This window comes from Exiguobacterium sp. 8A, assembly GCF_902506275.1.
Classification (GTDB): domain Bacteria; phylum Bacillota; class Bacilli; order Exiguobacteriales; family Exiguobacteriaceae; genus Exiguobacterium; species Exiguobacterium profundum.
On sequence record NZ_LR733630.1, the window covers coordinates 362,719 to 384,649 of the forward strand.

Sequence of the window (21,931 nt, forward strand, 5' to 3'; positions counted from 1 at the left end):
TATTAACGGAGGTGGATGCTTTGGGAAAACGCGTCTATGAATTTGCAAAAGAACAGAATGTAACGAGTAAACAAGTCATTACTCAATTAGAAAAATTGAACAAACCGGTGAAAAACCATATGGCCGTCCTCGATGAGGAAACGGTAAAACAATTGGACCGTGTGTTCAATCCTGAAAAATATCGTGCTGAAAAACAAGCGGAAGCGAAAGCGACGTCAACATCGAATGAGCCGAAGCAAGAGAAAAAAGAAGCACAATCGCCACGTCCACAAGCGGGACAACAGAACCGTGGTGGTCAAAACAATCGCGGTGGACAAAATCGTAACGACAACCGAAACAACGACCCACGCAATAAAAAACGTGGAAAAGGGAAAGGCAAAGGCAAGCCGGTAAAAGCGGCTGTGCCACAAGAAGCCGATCCAAACTCGAAGACAAGTCAGCGTAAAGCAGCGCGTCTCGCGCAAGAGGCAGAGATGGGCAACGTCATCAAGTATGACGATGTACTCAGCGTGTCTGACCTTGCTTCAAAAATGAACAAAAAGCCAAACGAAATCATCATGAAGTTGATGGGTCTCGGTGTCATGGCAACTATCAACCAAACGCTTGATGATGAAACGGTTGAATTACTCGCTGCAGAATTCGGCTTTGAGGTTGAAAAAGAAGTTGTTGTCGATGAGACAGACTTTGAAACAGTTGAGATCGACTTCTCACAATATGACCTTGAAGAACGTCCAGCTGTCGTTACCATCATGGGTCACGTCGACCACGGGAAAACGACACTTCTTGACTCGATTCGTAACACGAAAGTCGTCGCAGGAGAAGCGGGCGGAATCACGCAGCACATCGGTGCTTACCAAGTTGAAGTCAACGATAAGAAAATCACATTCCTCGATACACCAGGTCACGCAGCCTTCACAACGATGCGCGCCCGCGGTGCCGAAGTGACAGATATCGCGATCATCGTCGTTGCGGCTGACGATGGCGTCATGCCACAAACAGAGGAAGCAATCTCGCACGCCAAGGCAGCGAACGTTCCAATCATCGTGGCAGTCAACAAAATGGACAAAGAAGGGGCAAACCCTGACCGTGTCAAACAAGAGTTGACAGAGTTCGGTCTCATCCCTGAAGAGTGGGGCGGCGAAACAATCTTCGTTCCGATTTCTGCCATCAAAGGCGAAGGGATCGATGAATTGCTCGAGATGATTCTTCTCGTTTCTGAAGTCGAAGAATATAAATCGACACCAGACATGCCAGCTCGTGGTTCAGTCATCGAGGCGAAACTCGACAAAGGACGTGGACCGGTCGCGACACTTCTCGTTCAACACGGTACACTTCGAATCGGAGATTCAATCGTCGTCGGTAGCACGTTCGGTCGTGTCCGTGCGATGGTCAACGATATCGGTCGCCGTGTGAAACAAGTCGGACCATCTACACCGATTGAAATCACTGGTTTGAACGACGTTCCACAAGCGGGTGACCAGTTCATCGTCTTCGAAGATGAGAAGAAAGCACGTGCAATCGGGGAAAAACGTTACCAACGTTACCTTGAGTCACAGCGTCGTGAGTCGGCGAAAGTAAGTCTTGATGATTTGTTCAGCCGCATTCAAGAAGGTGAAGTGAAAGACTTGAACGTCATCATCAAAGCAGACGTTCAAGGGTCAGCCGAAGCATTGGCTGGTTCACTCCGCAAGATTGATGTCGAAGGCGTCAAAGTTAACATCGTTCACCAAGGTGTCGGTGCAATCACGGAAGGTGACGTCATCCTCGCTTCAGCTGCGAATGCTGTCATCATCGGATTCAACGTCCGTCCTGATGGAAACGCACGTTCGATGGCGGAACAAGAGAACGTTGAAATGCGTCTCCACCGCATCATCTACAATGCAATCGAAGAAATCGAGAGCGCGATGAAAGGGATGCTTGACCCAGAGTTCGTGGAAGAAATCACAGGTCAAGTCGAAGTCCGTGACGTCTTCAAAGTTTCGAAAGTCGGTGCGATTGCAGGTTGTTATGTGACAGAAGGTAAAATCACACGTGACGCCGGTGTCCGTGTCATTCGTAACGGAATCGTGATTTACGAAGGTAAACTCGATACGCTTCGTCGTTTCAAAGATGACGTGAAAGAAGTTGCGACTGGTTATGAGTGTGGGATTAAAGTAGAGAAATTTGATGACATCAAAGTAGACGATGTCATTGAAGCGTTCGTCATGAAAGAAGTCGAACGTAAATAATGTGAGGAGGGATCACGTATGAAAATTCGTGCCCAACGTGTTGCCGAGCAAATGCGTAAAGAAATAACAGATGTCTTGTTACGGGAAGTCAGTGACCCGCGTACAAAAAACGCTACGATTACGAGCGTTGATGTGACAGGTGACTTACAGCAAGCAACAGTCTATTATACGGTGCTTGGTGATGAGGAAGATGTGAAAGCAGAAACGCAAGCTGGTCTCGATAAGGCGAAAGGGTTTATCCGTCGCGAAATCGGGAATCGCATCCGTCTTCGGAAAACACCAGAGATCTCGTTTGAATATGATTCTTCAGTCGCATATGGTAGCCATATCGATTCGTTGATTCGTGATTTGAACAAAGATTAATAATTTGAAAGGGGAGACGTCGTTCTCCCTTTTTTTATATGGAGGGATGAAATTGGAACCGAACGGAGTGCTCGTACTCGATAAAGATGCTGGCATGACGAGTCATGACTGCGTATTTAAATTACGAAAATTGTTCCAGACGAAAAAGGTCGGTCACACAGGTACGCTTGACCCGGAAGTGACAGGCGTATTGCCCATCTGTTTAGGGCGCGCCACGAAGCTGTCACGTTTTATCACAGATGAAGGGAAGCGTTACGTGGCCGAGGTGACGATTGGTACCGCCACGATGACCGAGGACGCGCATGGCGAGGTCGTCGCGCAGAAGTCAGTCACACCGAACGATTTGGATGCAACCCGGATTGACGAGGCGATGCGCCAATTGACAGGGAGGATTGAACAAATCCCGCCGTACTACTCGGCGGTCAAAGTAAATGGGAAGAAGTTGTACGAGTATGCTCGGAAAGGGCAGACCGTCGAACGACCTCGGCGGACGGTCGAGATTCATCGTCTGGAGCGGACGAGTGAATTGATATTCGAAGCGGACGTCTGTCGATTCCGAATGGAAATCGACTGTGGGAAAGGGACGTATATTCGAACGCTCGCCGTTCAGATTGGGGAGAAACTCGGTTACCCTGCCCATATGAGCGAACTCAGACGGACGAGCTCAGGAACGTTTGATGAAGCGACCGCGGTAACACTCGGAACGCTTCAAACACTTGAAACGGTCGAGGAGCGAATGGCGCATGTCATTCCTCTCGAAGATGTGATCAAACGCTGGCCAATGATCACCATTCCAAAGAATCGGGAACGCTATATTCGCAACGGCGGGAAGCTGAACGGCGTTTCGCTCGAATTTGAGTTATTTACTGTCTATAATGAAGAAGGAATCCCTCTTGCTTTATATCGAAGACAAGAAGGAACGACAGACGCTACAGTCGAGGTCATGTTGGCTATCGACTAAGGGGGAATTTGACAGTATGGAAACAAAACATCTCACTTATCCAGAAACACCCGACGTGTATCCATCCATTATGGTACTCGGTTTCTTCGACGGTGTTCATAAAGGGCATCAAGCTGTAATCAATCATGCCAAACGCGTGGCAGCGGAGCACAACCTGCCGGTGACGGTCGTCACGTTCGATCCTCATCCGAAACAAGTACTCTCCAATAAACCGGATGCGGTCCGCTATATTACACCGCTGTCCCGGAAACTGAAGCGCATCGAAGCGCTCGGGGTAGAGCGTTGCCTCGTCTTGACATTCACAAAAGAATTGGCCAATTTGTCCCCGCAACAGTTTGTCGATGATTATTTGATCGGTGCCGGAGCCGTGCACGTGACAGCTGGTTTTGATTACTCGTATGGAAAGTTTGGAGAAGGGACGATGGAGACACTTCCGTACCATTCGCGTGACCAATTCACGACGTCTGTTGTCACAGAGCAGACGATGGATGGGGAAAAAGTGTCATCTACCCGCATCCGTAAACTCTTGGCAAAGGGACAGGTCGATGCCGCACATGAACTCCTCGGTACGCCATACGTGATCTGTGGCGAAGTCATTCACGGTGATGCGAGAGGGCGTACAATCGGTTTCCCGACTGCGAACGTGTTGATGGACGCTTCGTACGTCATGCCACGATTGGGCGTATACGCGACTCGAGTCACGCTACCGGACGGACGGATGTTCCACGCGATGACGAATGTTGGACGTCGTCCGACGTTTTATGAGACGGGATCGGTCTCTGTTGAGAGCCATCTCTTCGACTTCTCCGAGGATTTATATGGACAAGTCATCGAAATCGAGTGGATCCAATATATTCGGAATGAACGCGCGTTCGATGGGTTGGATGCATTGGTCGCTCAACTAAAAGAAGATGAGGTGGCAGCTCGTTCAATCCTATCTTGACTTTCAAGAGCGGGTACGCTATCCTTGTCAAGTACGCAAAGTACACCGCTTCGCTTGGCTGGTCGATTCACCAACGTCGGCTCGGCAACGCGGCAATTTTTCATTAAATGGAGGTGGAGAGGCAATGGCACTCTCAAAAGAACGTAAAAACGAAATTATCGCGGAATTCGCGACAAAACAAGGTGACACAGGTTCACCGGAAGTACAAGTGGCTGTGTTGACTGAACAAATCAACACATTGAACGACCACCTTCGTACACACAAGAAAGACCACCACTCACGTCGCGGTCTCTTGAAAATGGTTGGACGTCGTCGTAACTTGCTTACGTACCTTCGTAACAAGGACGTTACACGTTACCGTGAATTGATTCAACGCCTCGGTCTCCGTCGTTAATCGATTGAGACTGTTTAACGGGCTGGGACAACGTCCTAGTCCGTTTCTTCTTTTTTAAGGAAAATGATTAGACATTCGTTGGAATGAGTTACATAATAAACTAGATAAGGTTTGAGAGGAGAATGTACATGTTAGGTACGAAACAAGTATTCTCTACAGAGTGGGGCGGACGCCCACTGTCTGTAGAGGTCGGCCAACTTGCGAAGCAAGCAAACGGCTCGGCACTCGTGCGTTATGGAGATACGGTTGTCCTTGCGACAGTGACGGCTTCAAAAGCACCAAAAGATTTAGACTTCTTCCCATTGACGGTCAACTATGAGGAGAAACTTTACTCGGTCGGTAAAATTCCAGGTGGTTTCCTTCGCCGTGAAGGTCGCCCGGGTGAAAACGCGATTTTGACATCACGTCTCATCGACCGCCCGATTCGTCCGCTCTTCCCAGACGGATTCCGTCATGACATTCAAGTCATGATTTACGTCATGTCAAACGACCCAGATTGCTCGGCTGAAATGGCGGGTATGCTAGGAACATCGATCGCGCTCTCGATTTCAGATGTACCGTTTGACGGTCCAATCGCTGGCGTGACAGTCGGACGTGTAGACGGTGAATTCGTCATCAATCCGACGACGGCTCAGTTGGAGAAAACGGACCTTGAACTTCAAGTTGCAGGGACATCGACAGCCATCAACATGGTTGAAGCAGGTGCGAACGAAGTGCCTGAGGACATCATGCTCGAGTCGATCTTGTTTGGACATGAAGAAATCAAGCGTTTGATCGCATTCCAACAAGAAATCGTAGAAGCCGTCGGAAAACCTAAATTCGAATACACGGTCTCGAAATACGATGAGGCGCTTACTGCTGAACTCGAAGCAGCTCGTCCTGAAATCGTAGAAGCGGTTCAAGTGGAAGAGAAACATGCTCGTGACGAAGCCATCAACGAAGTGATTGCGAAATATGTCGCGATGTATGAAGAACGTCTTGCTGACGAGCCATCGAAACTCGGTGAAGTTTCAGGGATTTTGAACAAGTTCGTCAAAGATGAAGTCCGTCGTTTGATCACGGTCGAAAAAGTCCGCCCAGACGGACGTCGTCCAGACGTGATTCGTCCGCTCGCGTCAGAAGTCGGATTACTCCCACGCGCACACGGTGTCGGTCTCTTCACACGTGGTCAAACACAGGTCATGTCGGTCGCGACTCTCGGTGTCATCGGTGATGCGCAAATCATCGACGGAATCGGTCTAGAAGAGAACAAACGCTTCATGCACCACTATAACTTCCCGCCGTTCTCAGTCGGTGAAGCACGTCCTGTCCGTGCACCAGGTCGTCGAGAAATCGGTCACGGGGCACTCGGTGAACGTGCACTTCTTCCAATTATTCCGAAAGAAGCAGACTTCCCGTATACGATTCGTCTCGTTTCAGAAGTACTCGAATCAAACGGTTCAAGTTCACAAGCTTCGATTTGTGGGTCGACACTCGCATTGATGGATGCAGGTGTGCCAATCAAAGCGCCAGTCGCTGGGATTGCCATGGGTCTTATCATGGAAGGTGAGCATTACACGGTCTTGACAGATATTCAAGGACTTGAAGACCACCTTGGGGATATGGACTTCAAAGTAGCTGGAACGAAAGACGGGATCACTGCCCTTCAAATGGATATCAAGATTGCCGGAATCACGCGTGAAATTCTAGAAGAAGCGCTTGAACAGGCACGTGTCGGTCGTTTACACATTCTTGACCACATGCTTGAGACGTTGGATACACCACGTACACAATTGTCGAAATACGCACCGAAGATTGTGACGATGACAATCAATCCGGATAAAATCCGCGACGTCATCGGACCAGGTGGGAAGATGATCAACAGCATCATCGACCAAACGGGCGTCAAGATCGACATCGAACAAGATGGTACGGTCTTCATCGCCTCGACGGACCAAGAAGGAATCGATCTTGCCATGTCTATGATCGGTGACATTGTCCGTGAAGTCGTCGTCGGTGAAGTATACGATGCTACCGTACGTCGCATCGAGAAATTCGGCGCATTCGTCGAGTTATTCAAAGGGAAAGATGCACTCGTACACGTATCCGAATTCAGCCTTGAGCGTGTCGCAAACGTCGAGGATGTTGTGAAGCTTGGCGATGCGATTCAAGTCAAAGTCACTGAAATCGATGACAAAGGTCGTGTCAACGCATCACGAAAAGCGCTCATCTTAGAAGGATTGTCTCCTGAAGAGCGTGAGGCATACGAAGCGAAACGGAAGGCAGCACGTGAAAGCCGTCCACCTCGCGAAAGCCGTCCGCCACGTCGTGACGGGGACCGTCGTCCACCGCGCTCGACAAATTAATTATTCTGGCCATCGTCTTGGTGCGATGGCCTTTTTCATAGGAGTGAGAATATGGAATGGATGACACTAGAGAACGGTGTTCGAATCATCATCGAACCAATCGATGGTTCACTCAGCACCTCAACCGGGGTATTTATTAAAGCCGGAACACGTACAGAAACTTTTGAGAACATCGGCATCAGCCATTTGATTGAACATATGCTGTTCAAGGGCACCGCATCCAAAAGCGCAAAAGAGATTGCTTCCTTTTTCGATGAGCTCGGTGGAAGCGTCAACGCATTCACCTCGAAAGACCATACATGCTTTTATGTAAAAACGCTCGATGAACACGCGATCATGGCGCTCGACGTACTGACAGATATGCTGTTTGAGTCGGTGCTCGATGCACAGGAGTTGGAAAAAGAAAAGCGTGTCGTTGTGGAAGAAATTAAAATGTATGAGGACACGCCGGAAGATCTCGTTCATGAACTATTGGCCATTGCGGCGTATCGTGACGATATCCTCGCTCAACCTATTTTAGGGACGGAGGAGAGTGTCAATCGATTGACACGTGACCAGCTCGTCGAATACTTACAGCAACAGTATACGGCCGAGCAAATTGTCGTCTCGATTGCAGGTCATGTTTCTGAAGAATTGATTGAGGCGGTAAAACGTAGGTTTGCTCACATCCCTTCTAGGGAATCGTCGAAAGAAATCAATCAACCGGAACTGTTCCATGACACATTGTCGAAACAAAAAGAAACGGAGCAAGCCCACCTCTGCTGGAACTACGAAGCGATTCCCGCGACGGATGACCGTTTGCCTCACTTGGCATTGATGAACAACGCAATCGGCGCGACGATGTCTTCGCGTTTATTCCAGTCCATCCGTGAAGAAGAAGGATTAGCTTATTCCATTTACTCTTACTACACGACGTTTTCCGATCACGGTACGTTTACCATTTATGTCGGTACGTCACCGGATACGTTAGAACAAGTCGAAGTCATCCTTGAGAGAGAGATGAAGCGACTTGTCGCAGAAGGTTTGACTGCTGAGGAAGTAGACAAAGGCAAGCGACAATTGAAAGGATCGATCGCCCTCGGGAATGAAAGTTCGAGTGCCCGCATGAACCGGAACGGACGGAACTTGCTATTGCTCGACGAAGTCGAGCCGATTGAACAAGTGATTGAGAAAGTAGAACGGATTGAACGCGATGAGGTCAATGCATTGATTCGTGAGGTGTTGAACCATCGCCCGGCGAAGTCATCTGTCCTCCCAAACGAAGCGTGACTTGAAACCGAATTGTAAGTTCTCTACACTGATTAAGAGGTATTCTTTAGTTTGGATAGGATACAGGTGAAAGAAGGGAAAGACTTGAACTTAACGGATTTAGTGAAGACGATACAACTAATTAATCAACCAAATCTAGAAGGCATCGTCGTGACGCATGTGACGACGGACTCGCGAGAAGTTGTGCCGGGAACGCTGTTTGTCGCCATCAAAGGCTATACGGTCGATGGGCATGAATATGCGGCACAAGCGGTAGCGCGAGGCGCGGTGGCAGTCGTTAGCGAACGACCGCTCGACCTGTCAGTGCCAAACTTGATTGTGCGTGACAGCTCGCGTTCAATCGGGTTGTTGGCTTCGGCCTTTTATGCGTATCCATCTGAACAGATGCGACTGTTCGGGATCACGGGAACGAATGGGAAAACGACGACGACGACGATTTTACGAGACGTCCTCGATGTCCTCGGTCATTCGACCGGTTTGATTGGGACCGTTGAAGTACGCATCAACGATAAAATCGTTCCAAGTAAAAATACGACGCCTCAAAGTTCAGAACTTCAACAGTTGTTGGCACAAATGCGTGATGAGGGCGTGACGGACGTGATGATGGAAGTGTCCTCACACGGTCTTGAGCTCGGACGTGTCATCGGAACTGATTTTGACATCGTGGGCTTCACGAACTTGACACACGATCACCTAGATTTTCATGGAACGTTTGAAAACTATGCACGTGCAAAAGGGTTATTGTTCGCTCAACTCGGTCAAATGGCCTCACGTGGAAAAGTAGCCGTCTTGAACGCGGACGATGCACAAACGCCTCTTTATGAGACGATGACCGGTGCGAAAGTAATAACATATGGGATTGATGCGCAAGCAGACTTGATGGCAACGGACATTGAACAGACGTTGTCTCAGACCAGCTTTACATTGAATTACCAAGGCGCAAAACTTCCGGTAACGGTCCAGTTCATCGGTCGTTTCAACGTGTACAATCTATTGTTGGCGACGGGTTGTCTTCTCGCTGCCGGTTACTCGCTTGAGCGAATTGCAAAAGCACTTGAGATGATTCATCCGGCCAAGGGACGGATGCAACGTTTAGACGTCCCAGGTTACAACGTATATGCGGACTATGCTCATACACCGGATGGCATCGAACAGTGTCTGAAGTCGCTCGTCGGCGTACCAAAAGAAAAGATTATCTTTTTGATTGGGACAGGTGGAAACCGTGACGTCACAAAACGTCCGGCAATGGGCGAGATGGCTTCGTCCTATGCCGGTACCGTCATCATCACGACAGATGATCCACGATTCGAAGCGTATGAGTCCATTACAAAAGGGATTGCGGCCGGGATGACCCATGACAACTTTGTTGAAATCGGGGATCGAGAAGAAGCGGTCCGTTATGCGGCCCGTTTAGCGAAACCGGACAACATCATCGTGCTAGCAGGAAAAGGGCACGAAAAGTACCAAATTATCGGAAATGAAAAATTGCCGCTCGACGAAGAGGCGATTGTACGAGCGACCATTTTGAATACGGAGGAAGCATGATTTATGGCAGTACAACCAATTACGTTGACAGAAAAAGAACATGACGACTTCGTCAAAACACACGACCGTGGAGATTTGTTGCAACTATCGAGTTGGGGAGATGTGAAGCGCCAAAATGGCTGGACTTCAGAACGTGTCGCGGTTGCGCGAGACGGCGTGACGTCCGGTGTCGCTTTACTTTTGTTTAAACGTGTCCCGAAATTACCATACACATTGTGTTATGCCCCACGCGGATTTGTCGTGGACTACGAAGATTTGGCATCGCTGCAGGCGCTCGTGAAAGAAGCAACACGTGTCGCGGTGGCACATAAAGCCATCGTCGTAAAAATCGATCCAAACATTGATCGCGATGAGATGCCAGGGCTATTGACCGAAATGGCTGCCATCGGGTTTAAACATAAGGGATATGGCGGTGGATTTGATTACGCCCAACCTCGTTTTACCATGGAAACGGATTTGCGCCCGAGTGAGAAAGATATTTTTGCGAAATTCCATCATAAGTTCCGCTACAACGTCCGCCTCGCGGAGAAAAAGGGAATTGTTTGCAAGGAGGTCGGTCGTGACGGACTCAAAACGTTCGCCGATTTGATGAAAGTAACAGGGGAACGTGACGGATTCGCTACGCGAGGGCTCGATTATTTTGAGAACCTATACGATTGTCTGCAACCGAACGATGCCCGTCTCTTCTTGACAACCCTCGAACCGAAAATCGCACTCGAACAGCAACAGGCAACGCTAGAAAAAGCGAAGAAAGAGTTGGCGAAGATTGAACGGGGTCTTGAGAAAGAAACGATTGAGAAGAAGCGTAACAGTCTTTTGAACCGCAAGGAACAGACGGAAGCACAAATTCAGAAAGCGGAGCAAGCCCTCCCTGAGCTAGTCGAACTTGATCAGACCTATCCGAACGGTCTCGTCTTATCAGGTGGTCTGTTGACACTCGCAGGACGGCGCTCTTATTACTTATACGGAGCCTCGTCAAATGAATTCCGTGAATTTATGCCGAACCACTTGATGCAGTGGACGATGATGCAGGCGGCCAAAGAGAGTGGCGCCGAGCGATACGACTTCGGCGGGGTATCAGGAAGTACGGACCCGGATGATGAGTATGCTGGTCTATACGCATTCAAATCGGGATGGGGAAGCGACATGATTGAAAAGGTCGGGGAATTCGACCTCGTCTTGAATCGTCCTTTGTATATGGCTCTCGAAAAAGGATTGCCACTCTTAAAAGGGCTGCGTAAACGGTTAAGAAGATGAGGTGGACAGGCGTGTTATCTCTTGCAATGGTCGCCTTTCTGATTGGCATTACGCTCGCTTACTTTTATATGCAACCGGAACCGGTGCCTTGGGTAGATGAACCGACGTTTGAAGCGGATATGTGTGTGCGGGACGTGGAGGAAGAAAATGCGATCTTGACAAGGTCGAAGATTGATTTTGACCGGTTGCATCCGTTAGTCGCCAATCGGGGAGAATCGTTCATTCGATTAGCCCATTCTTGTCTAGACCTTGAAGTACGCCTCACTTCTGGATACCGTTCTGCCAAAGAACAGAATGCGCTGTATGCGCAAGGACGGTCTGAACCCGGGCAAGTGGTGACCAATGCGAAGGCGGGTCAGAGCTATCATAACTACGGTCTTGCTGTGGATTTCGTCATCATCCATAACAATAAGACCGACTATGACCTGAATACGGATCGTAATCGGAATGACATTCCTGACTGGCAAGAACTCGGGGAGTTAGGGAAGGCGCTCGGGTTTGAATGGGGCGGAGACTGGAACTCATTCCCGGACTATCCTCACCTCCAGATGGACTTCGGTTTGTCGATTCGTCAACTTGTTGCAGGGAAACGACCTGACAAAGAAGAGACGGCACCTCTTGCCGATGCACTAAAACCTCTATTAGATTAAACGGAAATGTTGGCAATGAAGCCGTTTTCCGCTACAATATTCAGTAGCGATAAGGGGACGAAACAGAATATGAATCATTTAGGAGGTTTTTGTTAGTGTCAAAAAAGAAGACAGAGAATATTAGCGTCTTTGCGCTTGGAGGCGTAGGCGAAATCGGGAAGAACATGTACGTCGTGGAACTAGACGACGACATCTTCGTCATCGATGCCGGTCTAATGTTTCCAGGCGATGAGATGCTCGGGATTGATATCGTCATCCCAGACATCACATACTTAAAAGAAAATAAAGATCGTGTACGGGCGATTTTCATCACCCATGGTCACGAAGACCATATCGGTGGACTCAGCTACGTCTTACGCGACTTGAAACACGTCCCAGTTTACGGGACGAAATTGACCCTCGGGTTGATTGAATTGAAATTAAAAGAGGCCGGTTTGTTGAAAGAAGTCGACCTTCGCATGATTGATGCCAAAACGAAATTGACTATCGCTGATCATTTCATCACGTTTTTCCGCGTCAATCACTCGATTCCCGACTGCGTTGGCGTATGTATTCAAACGTCTCAAGGTGCGATCGTCCATACCGGAGACTTCAAGTTTGATTACACGCCTGTCGATGGTAAACAATCTGACTTCAATAAATTAGCAGCAATCGGACAACGTGGCGTTCTTGCGCTTCTTTCCGACTCGACGAACGCCGAGCGACCGGGGCAAACCGGTTCAGAGTCAATCGTTGGAGCTGAATTGAACGATGTCATCTATCAAGCGGAAGGTCGGGTTATCGTGGCATCATTCGCCTCGAACGTCCATCGCTTGCAACAAGTATTTGCAGCAGCAGAAGCGAATGATCGTAAAGTCGCGGTCGTCGGTCGTAGTATGGTCAACATCGTCGAAGTTGCGCAAAAATTAAACTACTTGCGCTTCAAGGCGAAGACTCTCGTTGAGTTGTCCCAAGTTAACCGTCTACCGGATAACAAGGTCGTCATTTTAACGACAGGTTCGCAAGGGGAGCCGATGGCGGCGTTGACTCGCATGGCACGTAATGCCCACAAACAAGTCAACATTCGATTGAATGACACGGTCGTCATTGCGGCGACACCGATTCCAGGGAATGAGAAGTCGGTTTCTAAAACGATTGACTTATTGTTCCGTTCGGGTGCGAACGTCATTTATAATCAGCGAAAAGTCCACGTATCTGGACACGGTTCAGCGGAAGAATTGAAGTTGATGCTCAACCTTGTCAAACCGAAGTACTTCTTACCGATTCACGGCGAATATCGTATGCAGATGGCACACTCGAAACTCGCAGAACAAGTGGGTGTCAAACCGAACAACATCTTCATCGTTGAAAAAGGTGACGTCGTTGAGTTCACGGGTCGAAAAGCCCGCATGAGCCGAAAAGTCCCTGCAGGTAACGTCTTGATTGACGGAATCGGTGTTGGGGACGTTGGAAACATCGTCTTACGAGACCGTCGTTTGTTGTCACAAGATGGAGTTGTCCTCTGCGTGGTCACGTTGAATCGGAAACAGAAGAAATTGATTTCAGGACCTGAACTCATCTCACGTGGTTTCGTGTACATGCGCGAATCGGAGGAAATGATTTCAGAGGCAAACCGTATTGTCACGAAACAGATTGAAAAGAGTCTGCAGGCTGGCAGTGATTGGACCGAATTGAAATCAAATATCCGCGAGCGACTTAGCGTCTTCTTATTCGAGCAGACGAAACGTCGTCCGATGATCTTGCCGATCATCATGGAGATTTAATGGAATGAGAGTGAGGCAAAAGTCATCTGACTTTTGCCTTCTTTTTTTAGGAGGAACTGATGTGGCTCAAAAAACAAGAAAGACTCCCGTAAAGCGAAAGCGCCCAGCGACGCGAAATACGAGGAACCGTAAAAAACAACCGATTGCGCCACGTACATATGGGTGGGGCTTCTTTGTCCTCGCCATCGTCGCATTCGTATTTGCCTTTTTTGATTTAGGGTGGATCGGTAAACAGTTATCTGATTTATCCGTCTATCTTTTTGGAGGATGGGGTGCGCTCACTTACTTGATGATGGCTGTGTGGTTATGGATTGTTCTCACTCCGATGAAACCGATGCGACGAGCGGGATTATTCGCAATGCTCGCCTCATTCTTACTATTCGGGGACTTACTTTGGGGAGAGGCAAGGGGCGGCATCAATGCCACTTTCTATAACTTGAACCAATATTTATTCTCAGACTTCGGGATTGTCTTTTTAGGGATCGTCTGCTTCCTCGTCGGTGTCTCGTTTTATGCCCCGACTATTTGGGGGACACTCTTTCATCGCATGCAGGAATCCGTCACAGCAGTCAGAAACGAATGGCGAGCCAGACCGAAAGTGGAGAAGCAGCAAGAGGCGAAACGAACGCGCAAGACCTCACCTCGTCCAAAATTAACGGAAGCGCAATCGGACCCGGAAGTAGAGTCAGACGTGGTCACGATGCAAGACATTCCAATCGTCGGATTTAGTGAGAAAGTCGTAGCAGAAAAAAGAGAGACGGAAGATCAACCTCGAACGGATTCTTCGGAAGTCGATTCCACAATCACGACCGAGGAGATGATGATGACTGCGGCCCAAGATGTCTCGGATACATACGAGCTTCCGCCATTCTCGAATTTGAAAGAGCCCGTCATTACGGATTTGTCTGGTGAGAATGCACGATTGAAAGAAAATGCATCCAAACTTGTAAAGACGCTTAAGTCATTCGGGGTCGGTGTCAAAGTGTTAAAGATTCACCTTGGTCCAACCGTCACAAAATATGAACTACAACCGGATATCGGTGTGAAAGTCAGTCGCATCACCTCATTAAGTGATGATTTGGCATTGGCGCTCGCTGCAAAAGATATTCGGATTGAAGCTCCGATTCCGGGTAAAGCCGCTATTGGTATTGAAGTGCCGAACCAGGAGGTCGCACCGGTATGCTTACGTGAAGTACTGGAAGCGGAGCCGGTGAAACAAGATGACTCGAAGTTGCTCGTCGCACTCGGTCGGAGTATCAGTGGCGAGACGGTTGGGATCTCTCTCAATAAAATGCCGCATTTGCTTGTTGCAGGATCGACAGGATCAGGTAAATCTGTCTGTATCAACGGCATGATCGTGTCACTCTTGATGCGTTCTCGTCCGGATGAGGTCCGACTCATGATGATTGATCCGAAGATGGTCGAGTTGAACGTCTATAACGGAGTGCCACACCTGTTGACACCGGTCGTCACGGATCCGAAAAAAGCCGCCCAGGCACTGAAGCAGGTCGTCGCAGAAATGGAACGGCGGTATGAACTGTTTAGTCGATATGGAGTTCGCAATATCGAAGGTTACAATGAACTCGTCGATCAGTCGGATGACGAGGATGCGAAACGTTTACCGTTCATCGTCGTAATCGTCGATGAATTGGCGGACTTGATGATGGTGGCATCAAATGATGTCGAAGATGCCATCATGCGACTTGCACAAATGGCACGGGCTGCGGGTATTCATATGGTCCTCGCGACACAGCGCCCATCTGTCGACGTCATCACAGGAGTCATCAAGGCGAACATTCCGTCCCGCATCGCCTTTGCCGTCTCTTCTCAAACCGATTCAAGGACCATCCTTGATGGTGGCGGGGCGGAAAAGTTGCTTGGACGCGGTGACATGTTGATGCTTGCAAACGGAATGAACAAGCCGGTCCGTGTACAAGGTGCATTCGTCTCCGATCAAGAAGTCGAGACGGTCGTCAATCATGTCATCGCGCAACAACGTGCGCAATATGTGGAAGCGATGATGCCAAAAGAAGAGGAAGTGACGACGATTGATTCGGATGATTCATTGTTCGGAGAAGTCGTGCAATTCGTCATGACACAAGAAACGGCATCAACTTCGATGATTCAACGCAGATTCCGAATCGGGTATAATCGTGCCGCCCGTTTGATTGACTCACTTGAGGAAGCGGGGTATGTCGGTCCATCAGAAGGTTCGAAACCGAGGAAAGTACTCATTCAAGAGCAAACAGAATAATAATAAAAAACGAACGATTATATATCGATATATATAATCGTTCGTTTTTTAATGCTATTTATACGATATAGAAATATTCGCTCTATCCTTAGATGTTCGCTATAATATAAATGTAATATAGCACATATGTCCTATATACTGAATTAGTACATACTTTTAAAAACTACTGAAACGCTTACATTTTTTAATAACGTTTACATTTTACAAAAGTTTTTCAATGGGGATGAAAATGAGTAAATTGGACTCAAAGGTACGGTTCGGCATGTTCCGAAAAAATATTTCCCTGATTCCGAACAAAAACTATTGCGTTCTAATTCTCGAATCCCTATACTTAATATTGGCAAGGACATTCATACGTCAGATGTCTGAGCACTGGTAAGTAAATTAAAGGTGGTGAGGCCAATGTCGATTAAGCTCGATCATCGATTGCTCTATCTTCGAGTGATTGAGAAAATTAAGCAAGATATCGACGCTGGTGTCTATCGTGAAGGGGAGAAGTTACCTTCAGAATTTGAACTTTCGAAGCAACTTGGAGTCAGTCGAGCGACACTTCGCGAAGCGCTCCGGATTCTCGAAGATGAGAAATTTGTCGTGCGAAAGCATGGGGTAGGAACATTTATCAGTTCTAAACCGCCATTCACGTCAGGAATTGAGGAATTGTTCAGTGTCACTGACATGATCACACGAGCAAAGATGACACCAGGAACGAAAGTATTGGTGGCCGAGAAAGTGTTGGCAACAGAGAGAGAAGCCGAGCGTCTCAAGATTGAGCCGAACTCACCGATTTATCGAATTGTACGAATTCGATATGCGGACGACACACCGGTTGTGTATTGTGTCGATAAAGTGCCGGCCCATCTCGTCTCGAATCCTGAGGCATTGACTGAAGGGAAATCTTTGTTTGATTCTCTCGAAAAAGAGGTAGGACGTCGAGTCGCTTATGCGATCACGCACATCGAACCGAGTGTCAGCGCTGAAATCTCGTCACAACTTCAGACGGACCAACCGTTACTCGCTTTAAAACAATTGCATTATGATGAGAGTGATTTACCATTACTCGATTCGGCCAACTTTTTCCGTGCTGATCGATTCGACTTCCATGTCGTACGTAAACGAGTTTAAACGAGCAGTTTCTGGACGGAAGAGTTATTTTTGGGGAATAGCGTGAAAGCGCTTTCTTATACCGGTGTAAAGACTACTGATAACATGACAACAAAAATTGTTATGAACCGAAAGGGGAAACACGACGATGATGAACAAAAAGAAAACGATTCTCTCAGCTTTAGCAGCAGGACTCACACTCTCTACAGTACTCGCAGCATGCGGTGGAGATGACAACGAAGGCTCATCTTCAAACGGTGAAGGCGGAGAAGGTAGCGACTTCAAAGTTGCAATGGTCACGGATACTGGTGGTGTTGATGACAAGTCATTCAACCAATCAGCTTGGGAAGGTTTGAAAAAGTTTGGTGAAGAAAATAGCTTAACTGAAAACGAAGGATACAAATATCTTCAATCAGCAAAACAAGCAGACTATCAGCCTAACTTGCAACAATTGGCACGTGATCAATTTGATTTGATCTACGGAATCGGTTTCTTGATGGCAGAGGATATCGGAAAAGTTGCAGAACAATTCCCTGATAACAACTTTGCAATCGTTGACTCGGTTGTAGATGCACCGAACGTTGCTTCAATCACGTTTAAGGAACAAGAAGGTTCATTCCTCGTAGGTGTAGTAGCTGGTCTTACAACGACGACTGATAAAGTTGGTTTCATCGGTGGAGTAGAATCAGACTTAATCAAGAAATTTGAAAATGGATTTAAAGCTGGTGTCATGGCTGTAAACCCTGATGCAACAATCGACGTAAAATATGCTGAAGACTTCAACTCAGCTGAAAAAGGAACTGCAATTGCGTCAGGTATGTATGGATCAGGATCGGATATCATCTATCACGCAGCTGGTGGTACAGGTGTAGGTGTATTCACTGAAGCGAAAAACCGTAAGAAAAACGGTGAAGATGTTTGGGTAATCGGGGTTGACCGTGACCAGTACGAAGAAGGTCTTCCAGAGAACGTTACTCTTACGTCAATGGTTAAACGTGTAGATACAGCGACACTCGAAGTGTCGAAAATGGCAATGGACGGTAAGTTCCCAGCTGGTGAAGTGGTTGAATTCTCACTTAAAGATGAAGGTGTAGGAATCGCACCAACTTCTGAAGAAAATGTTGCTGCAGACGTGCTCACTAAAGTTGATGAGTATCGTCAACAAATCATCGATGGTGATGTTGTTGCACCAGCAACTGACGCTGAGTTCGAAGAGTTCATGAAAAACGTAAAATAATTTGTTTGAGTTGAGGGGGGACCCATGTGGTCTCCCTTTACTTAAAGTTAGGGGTGAACTTCCTTGGAATATGTAATTGAAATGCTAAATATTCGCAAAGAGTTCGGTACGTTCGTTGCGAACGACAATATCACGCTCCAATTGCGTAAAGGAGAAATCCATGCACTTTTAGGAGAAAACGGGGCCGGGAAATCGACGCTCATGAACGTGTTGTTTGGTCTCTATCAGCCTGAAGGCGGAGAGATTCGCGTACACGGAAAGAAAGTGGATATTGAAAATCCGAACATCGCCAACGAACTTGGGATCGGAATGGTCCATCAACATTTTATGTTGGTTGAAAAATTCACGGTCACTGAAAATATCATTCTTGGTCTTGAGCCAAAGAGTGGCATCACAATCGATCGCGCCACTGCTCGTAAGAAGGTCATGGAGATTTCGGAGCAATACGGACTTAGAATTGATCCGGATGCGAAGATTGAAGATATTTCAGTCGGCATGCAACAACGTGTTGAAATCTTGAAGACGCTCTATCGTGGAGCAGATATTCTGATTTTTGATGAACCGACGGCAGTGTTGACACCACAAGAGATTCAAGAACTTATCCAAATTATGAAACGTCTGATTGCTGAAGGTAAGTCGATCATCTTGATTACGCACAAGCTGAAGGAAATCATGCAAGTTGCGGACCGTTGTACTGTCATTCGTCGTGGACGCTACATTGGAACGGTCGAGGTCGACGAGACGGTAAATGAAGACAGTTTAGCCGAAATGATGGTTGGTCGCGAAGTTAACTTTGATGCAGAATATTCGAAAGCTGATCCACAACAAGTCGTTCTGGACGTTCAAAACCTCGTCGTCAAAGATGGTCGCGGTTTGAAAGTCGTTGAAGGATTGGATTTACAGATTCGTGCTGGAGAAGTACTCGGAATTGCCGGGATTGATGGGAATGGTCAGACGGAGTTGATTGAAGCCATTTCAGGTTTGAAAAAGCCGGAGTCTGGTAAAGTGTTGCTCAACGGAAAAGATGTCACCGGACACACACCGCGTAAGATGACCGAGGCAGGGATCGGACACATCCCGCAAGATCGTCATAAACACGGACTTGTTCTTGACTACTCGATTCGTGACAACATGGTACTTCAAACGTACTATAAAGAACCGTTCTCGAAACGAGGTCTCATGAACTATAAAGCTGTGGCTGAGAAGGCAAAGGCGTTGATTGAGAAGTTTGACGTCCGAACTCCATCAATTGATGTTCCAGCTCGTGCCCTCTCGGGAGGGAACCAACAGAAAGCGATCATTGCACGTGAAGTCGATCGCTCACCAGATTTACTCATCGCCGCTCAACCGACTCGTGGTCTCGACGTAGGTGCGATTGAATTTATTCACGAGCAGCTTATTAAAGAACGTGAAAAAGGACGCGCCGTCTTACTCATTTCGTTTGAACTTGATGAGATTTTACACGTATCCGACCGTATCGCTGTTCTCTACGAAGGAAAAATTGTAGGGATTCGTGATCCGAAAGAGACGACGGAGCAAGAGCTTGGCTTCTTGATGGCCGGCGGTCAGAGAGGGGACGAAACAGAATGAAAAAATTAAGTTTAAACCAACTTCTCATTCCATTCCTATCCATCATTTTAGGACTACTCGTCGGTGCTATCGTCATGTTGATTGGTGGATACGACCCGGTTCAAGGGTTTATCTCGTTATTTGAAGGCATGTTTGGTAGTCCGTATGCCGTCGGTGAAACATTGCGTGCTGCAGCCCCGCTTATTTTCTCAGGTCTTGCGGTTGCTTTCGCCTTCCGTACAGGACTATTCAACATCGGGGTAGAAGGACAAGTGTTAATTGGATGGGTCGCAGCCGTCTATGTAGGAATCAACTTCGACTTGCCGATGTTTATCCATTTACCGCTCGCACTTCTTGCGGCAATGGTTGCAGCAGCAATTTGGGCGTTTGTTCCTGGATTCTTGAAAGCGAAGTTTTATGTTCATGAAGTCATTACGTCTATCATGATGAACTATATTGCCTTATACACGACAAACGCGATTTTGCGTAACGTCATCGGCGTAACAAACGAGCGTACGGAGTCGATCAAAGATTCAGCGTCACTTGCTTCGCCATGGCTCCAAGAATTGACGACGTATTCACGTCTACACTGGGGTGTGCTTGTCGCTGTGCTTGCAGCAATCGTGTACTACTACATCCTTCAACGTACGACACTCGGTTATGAGTTACGTGCCGTCGGGTTTAACAAACATGCGTCACAATATGCAGGGATGAGCGTCAACCGTAACATCGTCCTATCGTTCGTCATCTCCGGTATGTTCGCTGGTCTCGCTGGAGCGATGGAAGGTCTTGGAACATTCGGCAGTATGACCCTCTCGGCATCGTTCACTGGTGTCGGATTTGATGGGATTGCCGTCGCCCTACTCGGTGCGAACACCGCGATTGGGGTCATTCTAGCAGCGATTCTCTTCGCAGGGTTGAACATCGGCGGATTGGCGATGCAACTTGGTGCGAACGTACCGTCAGAGCTCGTCAAAGTTATCATCGCAGCCATCGTGATCTTTGTAGCGTCTGGATATGCGATTAACTATGTCATTGAGAAACTTAAAGGAAATCGTAAGAAAGGAGTGGAGAAAAAATGAACTTCTTAGAAGTCCTTTATATCGTCGTTCCGGTTGCGCTTGCCTATGCGACTCCACTCATTATCGCAGCACTTGGTGGAATCTTTAGTGAACGTTCTGGTGTCGTCAACATCGCCCTTGAAGGAATCATGGTCATCGGTGCCGCGACAGGAATCATCACGACGCTCACCTTGACTGATTTAGGTGTTGGAGCCTCTAGTCCATGGATTGCCTTACTTGTTGCCATGGTAGTCGGTGCATTGTTCTCCCTCTTCTTGGCTGTTCCTGCCATCCTTTGGCGTGCGGACCAGACGGTTCTCGGGGTGGCCATCAACATGCTCGCCATCGGTCTCGCCATCTTCGTCGTGCGTGTTCTTTACAACAAAGGACAGACGGACTTTATCGAGTACCGGATCGCAAAAGAGAATGTACCCTTTTTATCAGATATTCCCGTGTTAAAGATGTTCTTTATTAACGTTCAGTACACGTCGTTCGTTGCAATCGCCTTGGCGTTCGTCGTCTGGTTCGTCATCTTCAAGACGCCGTTTGGACTTCGTCTTCGTTCGGTAGGGGAACATCCGATGGCCGCTGATACGATGGGAATCAACGTCACGAAAATGCGCTTCATGGGCGTCATGCTCTCTGGTGCGTTTGGTGGTCTTGCCGGAGCGGTTTATGCTGTAACGGTCACGACGAACTTCAGTGGAACGACAATCGTTGGTCAAGGGTTCTTGGCGATTGCCGCAATGATTTTCGGTAAATGGAATCCGCTCGGTGCGCTTGGTGCCGGATTATTCTTTGGATTCGCTCAAGCCCTTTCGATTATCGGAAGCAACTTACCGGTCATCAACAACGTGCCGCAGCTCTTGCTCTTGATTGCGCCATACGCGCTCACGATTCTTGCTCTCGCTGGACTCGTTGGTCGTGCGGATGCGCCGAAGTCGGTCGGTATCCCATATATTAAAGGGAAACGTTAATTCGAGATAGGACA

At 47.9% G+C, this 21,931-nt stretch carries 17 protein-coding genes; all 17 read left to right on the forward strand.

Annotation, left to right across the window (positions count from 1 at the left end; all coding sequences use genetic code 11):
- Positions 1-20 precede the first annotated feature (20 nt).
- The 17 genes from infB to GVY42_RS01935 all read left to right on the forward strand — a co-directional run bounded on the left by infB (position 21) and on the right by GVY42_RS01935 (position 21,917).
- Complete coding sequence (gene infB, locus GVY42_RS01855) at positions 21-2,228, forward strand: translation initiation factor IF-2 (protein ID WP_074037217.1); 2,208 nt, start codon at positions 21-23, stop codon at positions 2,226-2,228.
- 18 nt (positions 2,229-2,246) lie between these two features.
- Entirely contained in the window at positions 2,247-2,591 is a 345-nt protein-coding gene (gene rbfA, locus GVY42_RS01860; RefSeq protein ID WP_159562106.1) for a 30S ribosome-binding factor RbfA, read from the forward strand.
- Positions 2,592-2,637: 46 nt separating this feature from the next.
- Complete coding sequence (gene truB, locus GVY42_RS01865) at positions 2,638-3,552, forward strand: tRNA pseudouridine(55) synthase TruB (protein WP_236548914.1); 915 nt, start codon at positions 2,638-2,640, stop codon at positions 3,550-3,552.
- A gap of 16 nt (positions 3,553-3,568) precedes the next feature.
- Complete coding sequence (locus GVY42_RS01870; protein ID WP_159562108.1) at positions 3,569-4,495, forward strand: bifunctional riboflavin kinase/FAD synthetase; 927 nt, start codon at positions 3,569-3,571, stop codon at positions 4,493-4,495.
- Positions 4,496-4,619: 124 nt separating this feature from the next.
- Positions 4,620-4,889, forward strand: coding sequence for a 30S ribosomal protein S15 (gene rpsO / locus GVY42_RS01875; RefSeq protein ID WP_074037213.1), 270 nt, complete (start codon positions 4,620-4,622; stop codon positions 4,887-4,889).
- A 128-nt stretch (positions 4,890-5,017) separates the two neighbouring features.
- Positions 5,018-7,234: a polyribonucleotide nucleotidyltransferase gene (pnp, locus tag GVY42_RS01880; protein ID WP_159562109.1), complete on the forward strand. Its 2,217-nt coding sequence runs from the start codon at positions 5,018-5,020 to the stop codon at positions 7,232-7,234.
- A 51-nt stretch (positions 7,235-7,285) separates the two neighbouring features.
- Entirely contained in the window at positions 7,286-8,503 is a 1,218-nt protein-coding gene (locus tag GVY42_RS01885; RefSeq protein WP_159562110.1) for a pitrilysin family protein, read from the forward strand.
- 51 nt (positions 8,504-8,554) lie between these two features.
- Positions 8,555-10,048 carry a UDP-N-acetylmuramoyl-L-alanyl-D-glutamate--2,6-diaminopimelate ligase gene (locus GVY42_RS01890; RefSeq protein WP_230872800.1) on the forward strand — a complete coding sequence of 498 codons (1,494 nt, stop codon included), beginning with the start codon at positions 8,555-8,557 and terminating at the stop codon, positions 10,046-10,048.
- Positions 10,049-10,051: 3 nt separating this feature from the next.
- Positions 10,052-11,305 carry a lipid II:glycine glycyltransferase FemX gene (locus tag GVY42_RS01895; RefSeq protein ID WP_159562111.1) on the forward strand — a complete coding sequence of 418 codons (1,254 nt, stop codon included), beginning with the start codon at positions 10,052-10,054 and terminating at the stop codon, positions 11,303-11,305.
- 11 nt (positions 11,306-11,316) lie between these two features.
- The gene (locus GVY42_RS01900) at positions 11,317-11,955 is read left to right on the forward strand and encodes a M15 family metallopeptidase (RefSeq protein WP_236548915.1); all 639 of its coding nucleotides are present in this window, start codon (positions 11,317-11,319) and stop codon (positions 11,953-11,955) included.
- 95 nt (positions 11,956-12,050) lie between these two features.
- The gene (locus GVY42_RS01905) at positions 12,051-13,718 is read left to right on the forward strand and encodes a ribonuclease J (RefSeq protein ID WP_015881439.1); all 1,668 of its coding nucleotides are present in this window, start codon (positions 12,051-12,053) and stop codon (positions 13,716-13,718) included.
- Positions 13,719-13,779: 61 nt separating this feature from the next.
- Positions 13,780-15,972 (forward strand): DNA translocase FtsK, encoded by a 2,193-nt coding sequence (locus tag GVY42_RS01910; protein ID WP_159562113.1) that lies wholly within the window; start codon positions 13,780-13,782, stop codon positions 15,970-15,972.
- 402 nt (positions 15,973-16,374) lie between these two features.
- Positions 16,375-17,094, forward strand: a complete 720-nt coding sequence (locus tag GVY42_RS01915; protein ID WP_078146731.1) for a GntR family transcriptional regulator — start codon at positions 16,375-16,377, stop codon at positions 17,092-17,094.
- Positions 17,095-17,224: 130 nt separating this feature from the next.
- On the forward strand, positions 17,225-18,310 hold the full coding sequence (locus GVY42_RS01920) for a BMP family protein (RefSeq protein WP_159563633.1): 1,086 nt from the start codon (positions 17,225-17,227) through the stop codon (positions 18,308-18,310).
- A gap of 63 nt (positions 18,311-18,373) precedes the next feature.
- Positions 18,374-19,900 (forward strand): ABC transporter ATP-binding protein, encoded by a 1,527-nt coding sequence (locus GVY42_RS01925; protein WP_159562114.1) that lies wholly within the window; start codon positions 18,374-18,376, stop codon positions 19,898-19,900.
- The gene (locus GVY42_RS01930) at positions 19,897-20,961 is read left to right on the forward strand and encodes an ABC transporter permease (protein WP_159562115.1); all 1,065 of its coding nucleotides are present in this window, start codon (positions 19,897-19,899) and stop codon (positions 20,959-20,961) included. The genes GVY42_RS01925 and GVY42_RS01930 overlap by 4 nt, the downstream gene beginning before the upstream one ends.
- Positions 20,958-21,917 carry an ABC transporter permease gene (locus GVY42_RS01935; protein WP_015881445.1) on the forward strand — a complete coding sequence of 320 codons (960 nt, stop codon included), beginning with the start codon at positions 20,958-20,960 and terminating at the stop codon, positions 21,915-21,917. The genes GVY42_RS01930 and GVY42_RS01935 overlap by 4 nt, the downstream gene beginning before the upstream one ends.
- Positions 21,918-21,931 lie beyond the last annotated feature (14 nt).

Bases quoted from the DNA above. Each gene is read 5' to 3' on its own strand.
- GVY42_RS01885 (WP_159562110.1), top strand. From the start codon at position 7,286: ATGGAATGGATGACACTAGAGAACGGTGTTCGAATCATCATCGAACCA.
- GVY42_RS01895 (WP_159562111.1), top strand. From the start codon at position 10,052: ATGGCAGTACAACCAATTACGTTGACAGAAAAAGAACATGACGACTTC.
- GVY42_RS01915 (WP_078146731.1), top strand. From the start codon at position 16,375: ATGTCGATTAAGCTCGATCATCGATTGCTCTATCTTCGAGTGATTGAG.
- truB (WP_236548914.1), top strand. From the start codon at position 2,638: ATGAAATTGGAACCGAACGGAGTGCTCGTACTCGATAAAGATGCTGGC.
- rbfA (WP_159562106.1), top strand. From the start codon at position 2,247: ATGAAAATTCGTGCCCAACGTGTTGCCGAGCAAATGCGTAAAGAAATA.
- GVY42_RS01870 (WP_159562108.1), top strand. From the start codon at position 3,569: ATGGAAACAAAACATCTCACTTATCCAGAAACACCCGACGTGTATCCA.
- GVY42_RS01930 (WP_159562115.1), top strand. From the start codon at position 19,897: ATGAAAAAATTAAGTTTAAACCAACTTCTCATTCCATTCCTATCCATC.
- pnp (WP_159562109.1), top strand. From the start codon at position 5,018: ATGTTAGGTACGAAACAAGTATTCTCTACAGAGTGGGGCGGACGCCCA.
- GVY42_RS01920 (WP_159563633.1), top strand. From the start codon at position 17,225: ATGAACAAAAAGAAAACGATTCTCTCAGCTTTAGCAGCAGGACTCACA.
- rpsO (WP_074037213.1), top strand. From the start codon at position 4,620: ATGGCACTCTCAAAAGAACGTAAAAACGAAATTATCGCGGAATTCGCG.
- GVY42_RS01935 (WP_015881445.1), top strand. From the start codon at position 20,958: ATGAACTTCTTAGAAGTCCTTTATATCGTCGTTCCGGTTGCGCTTGCC.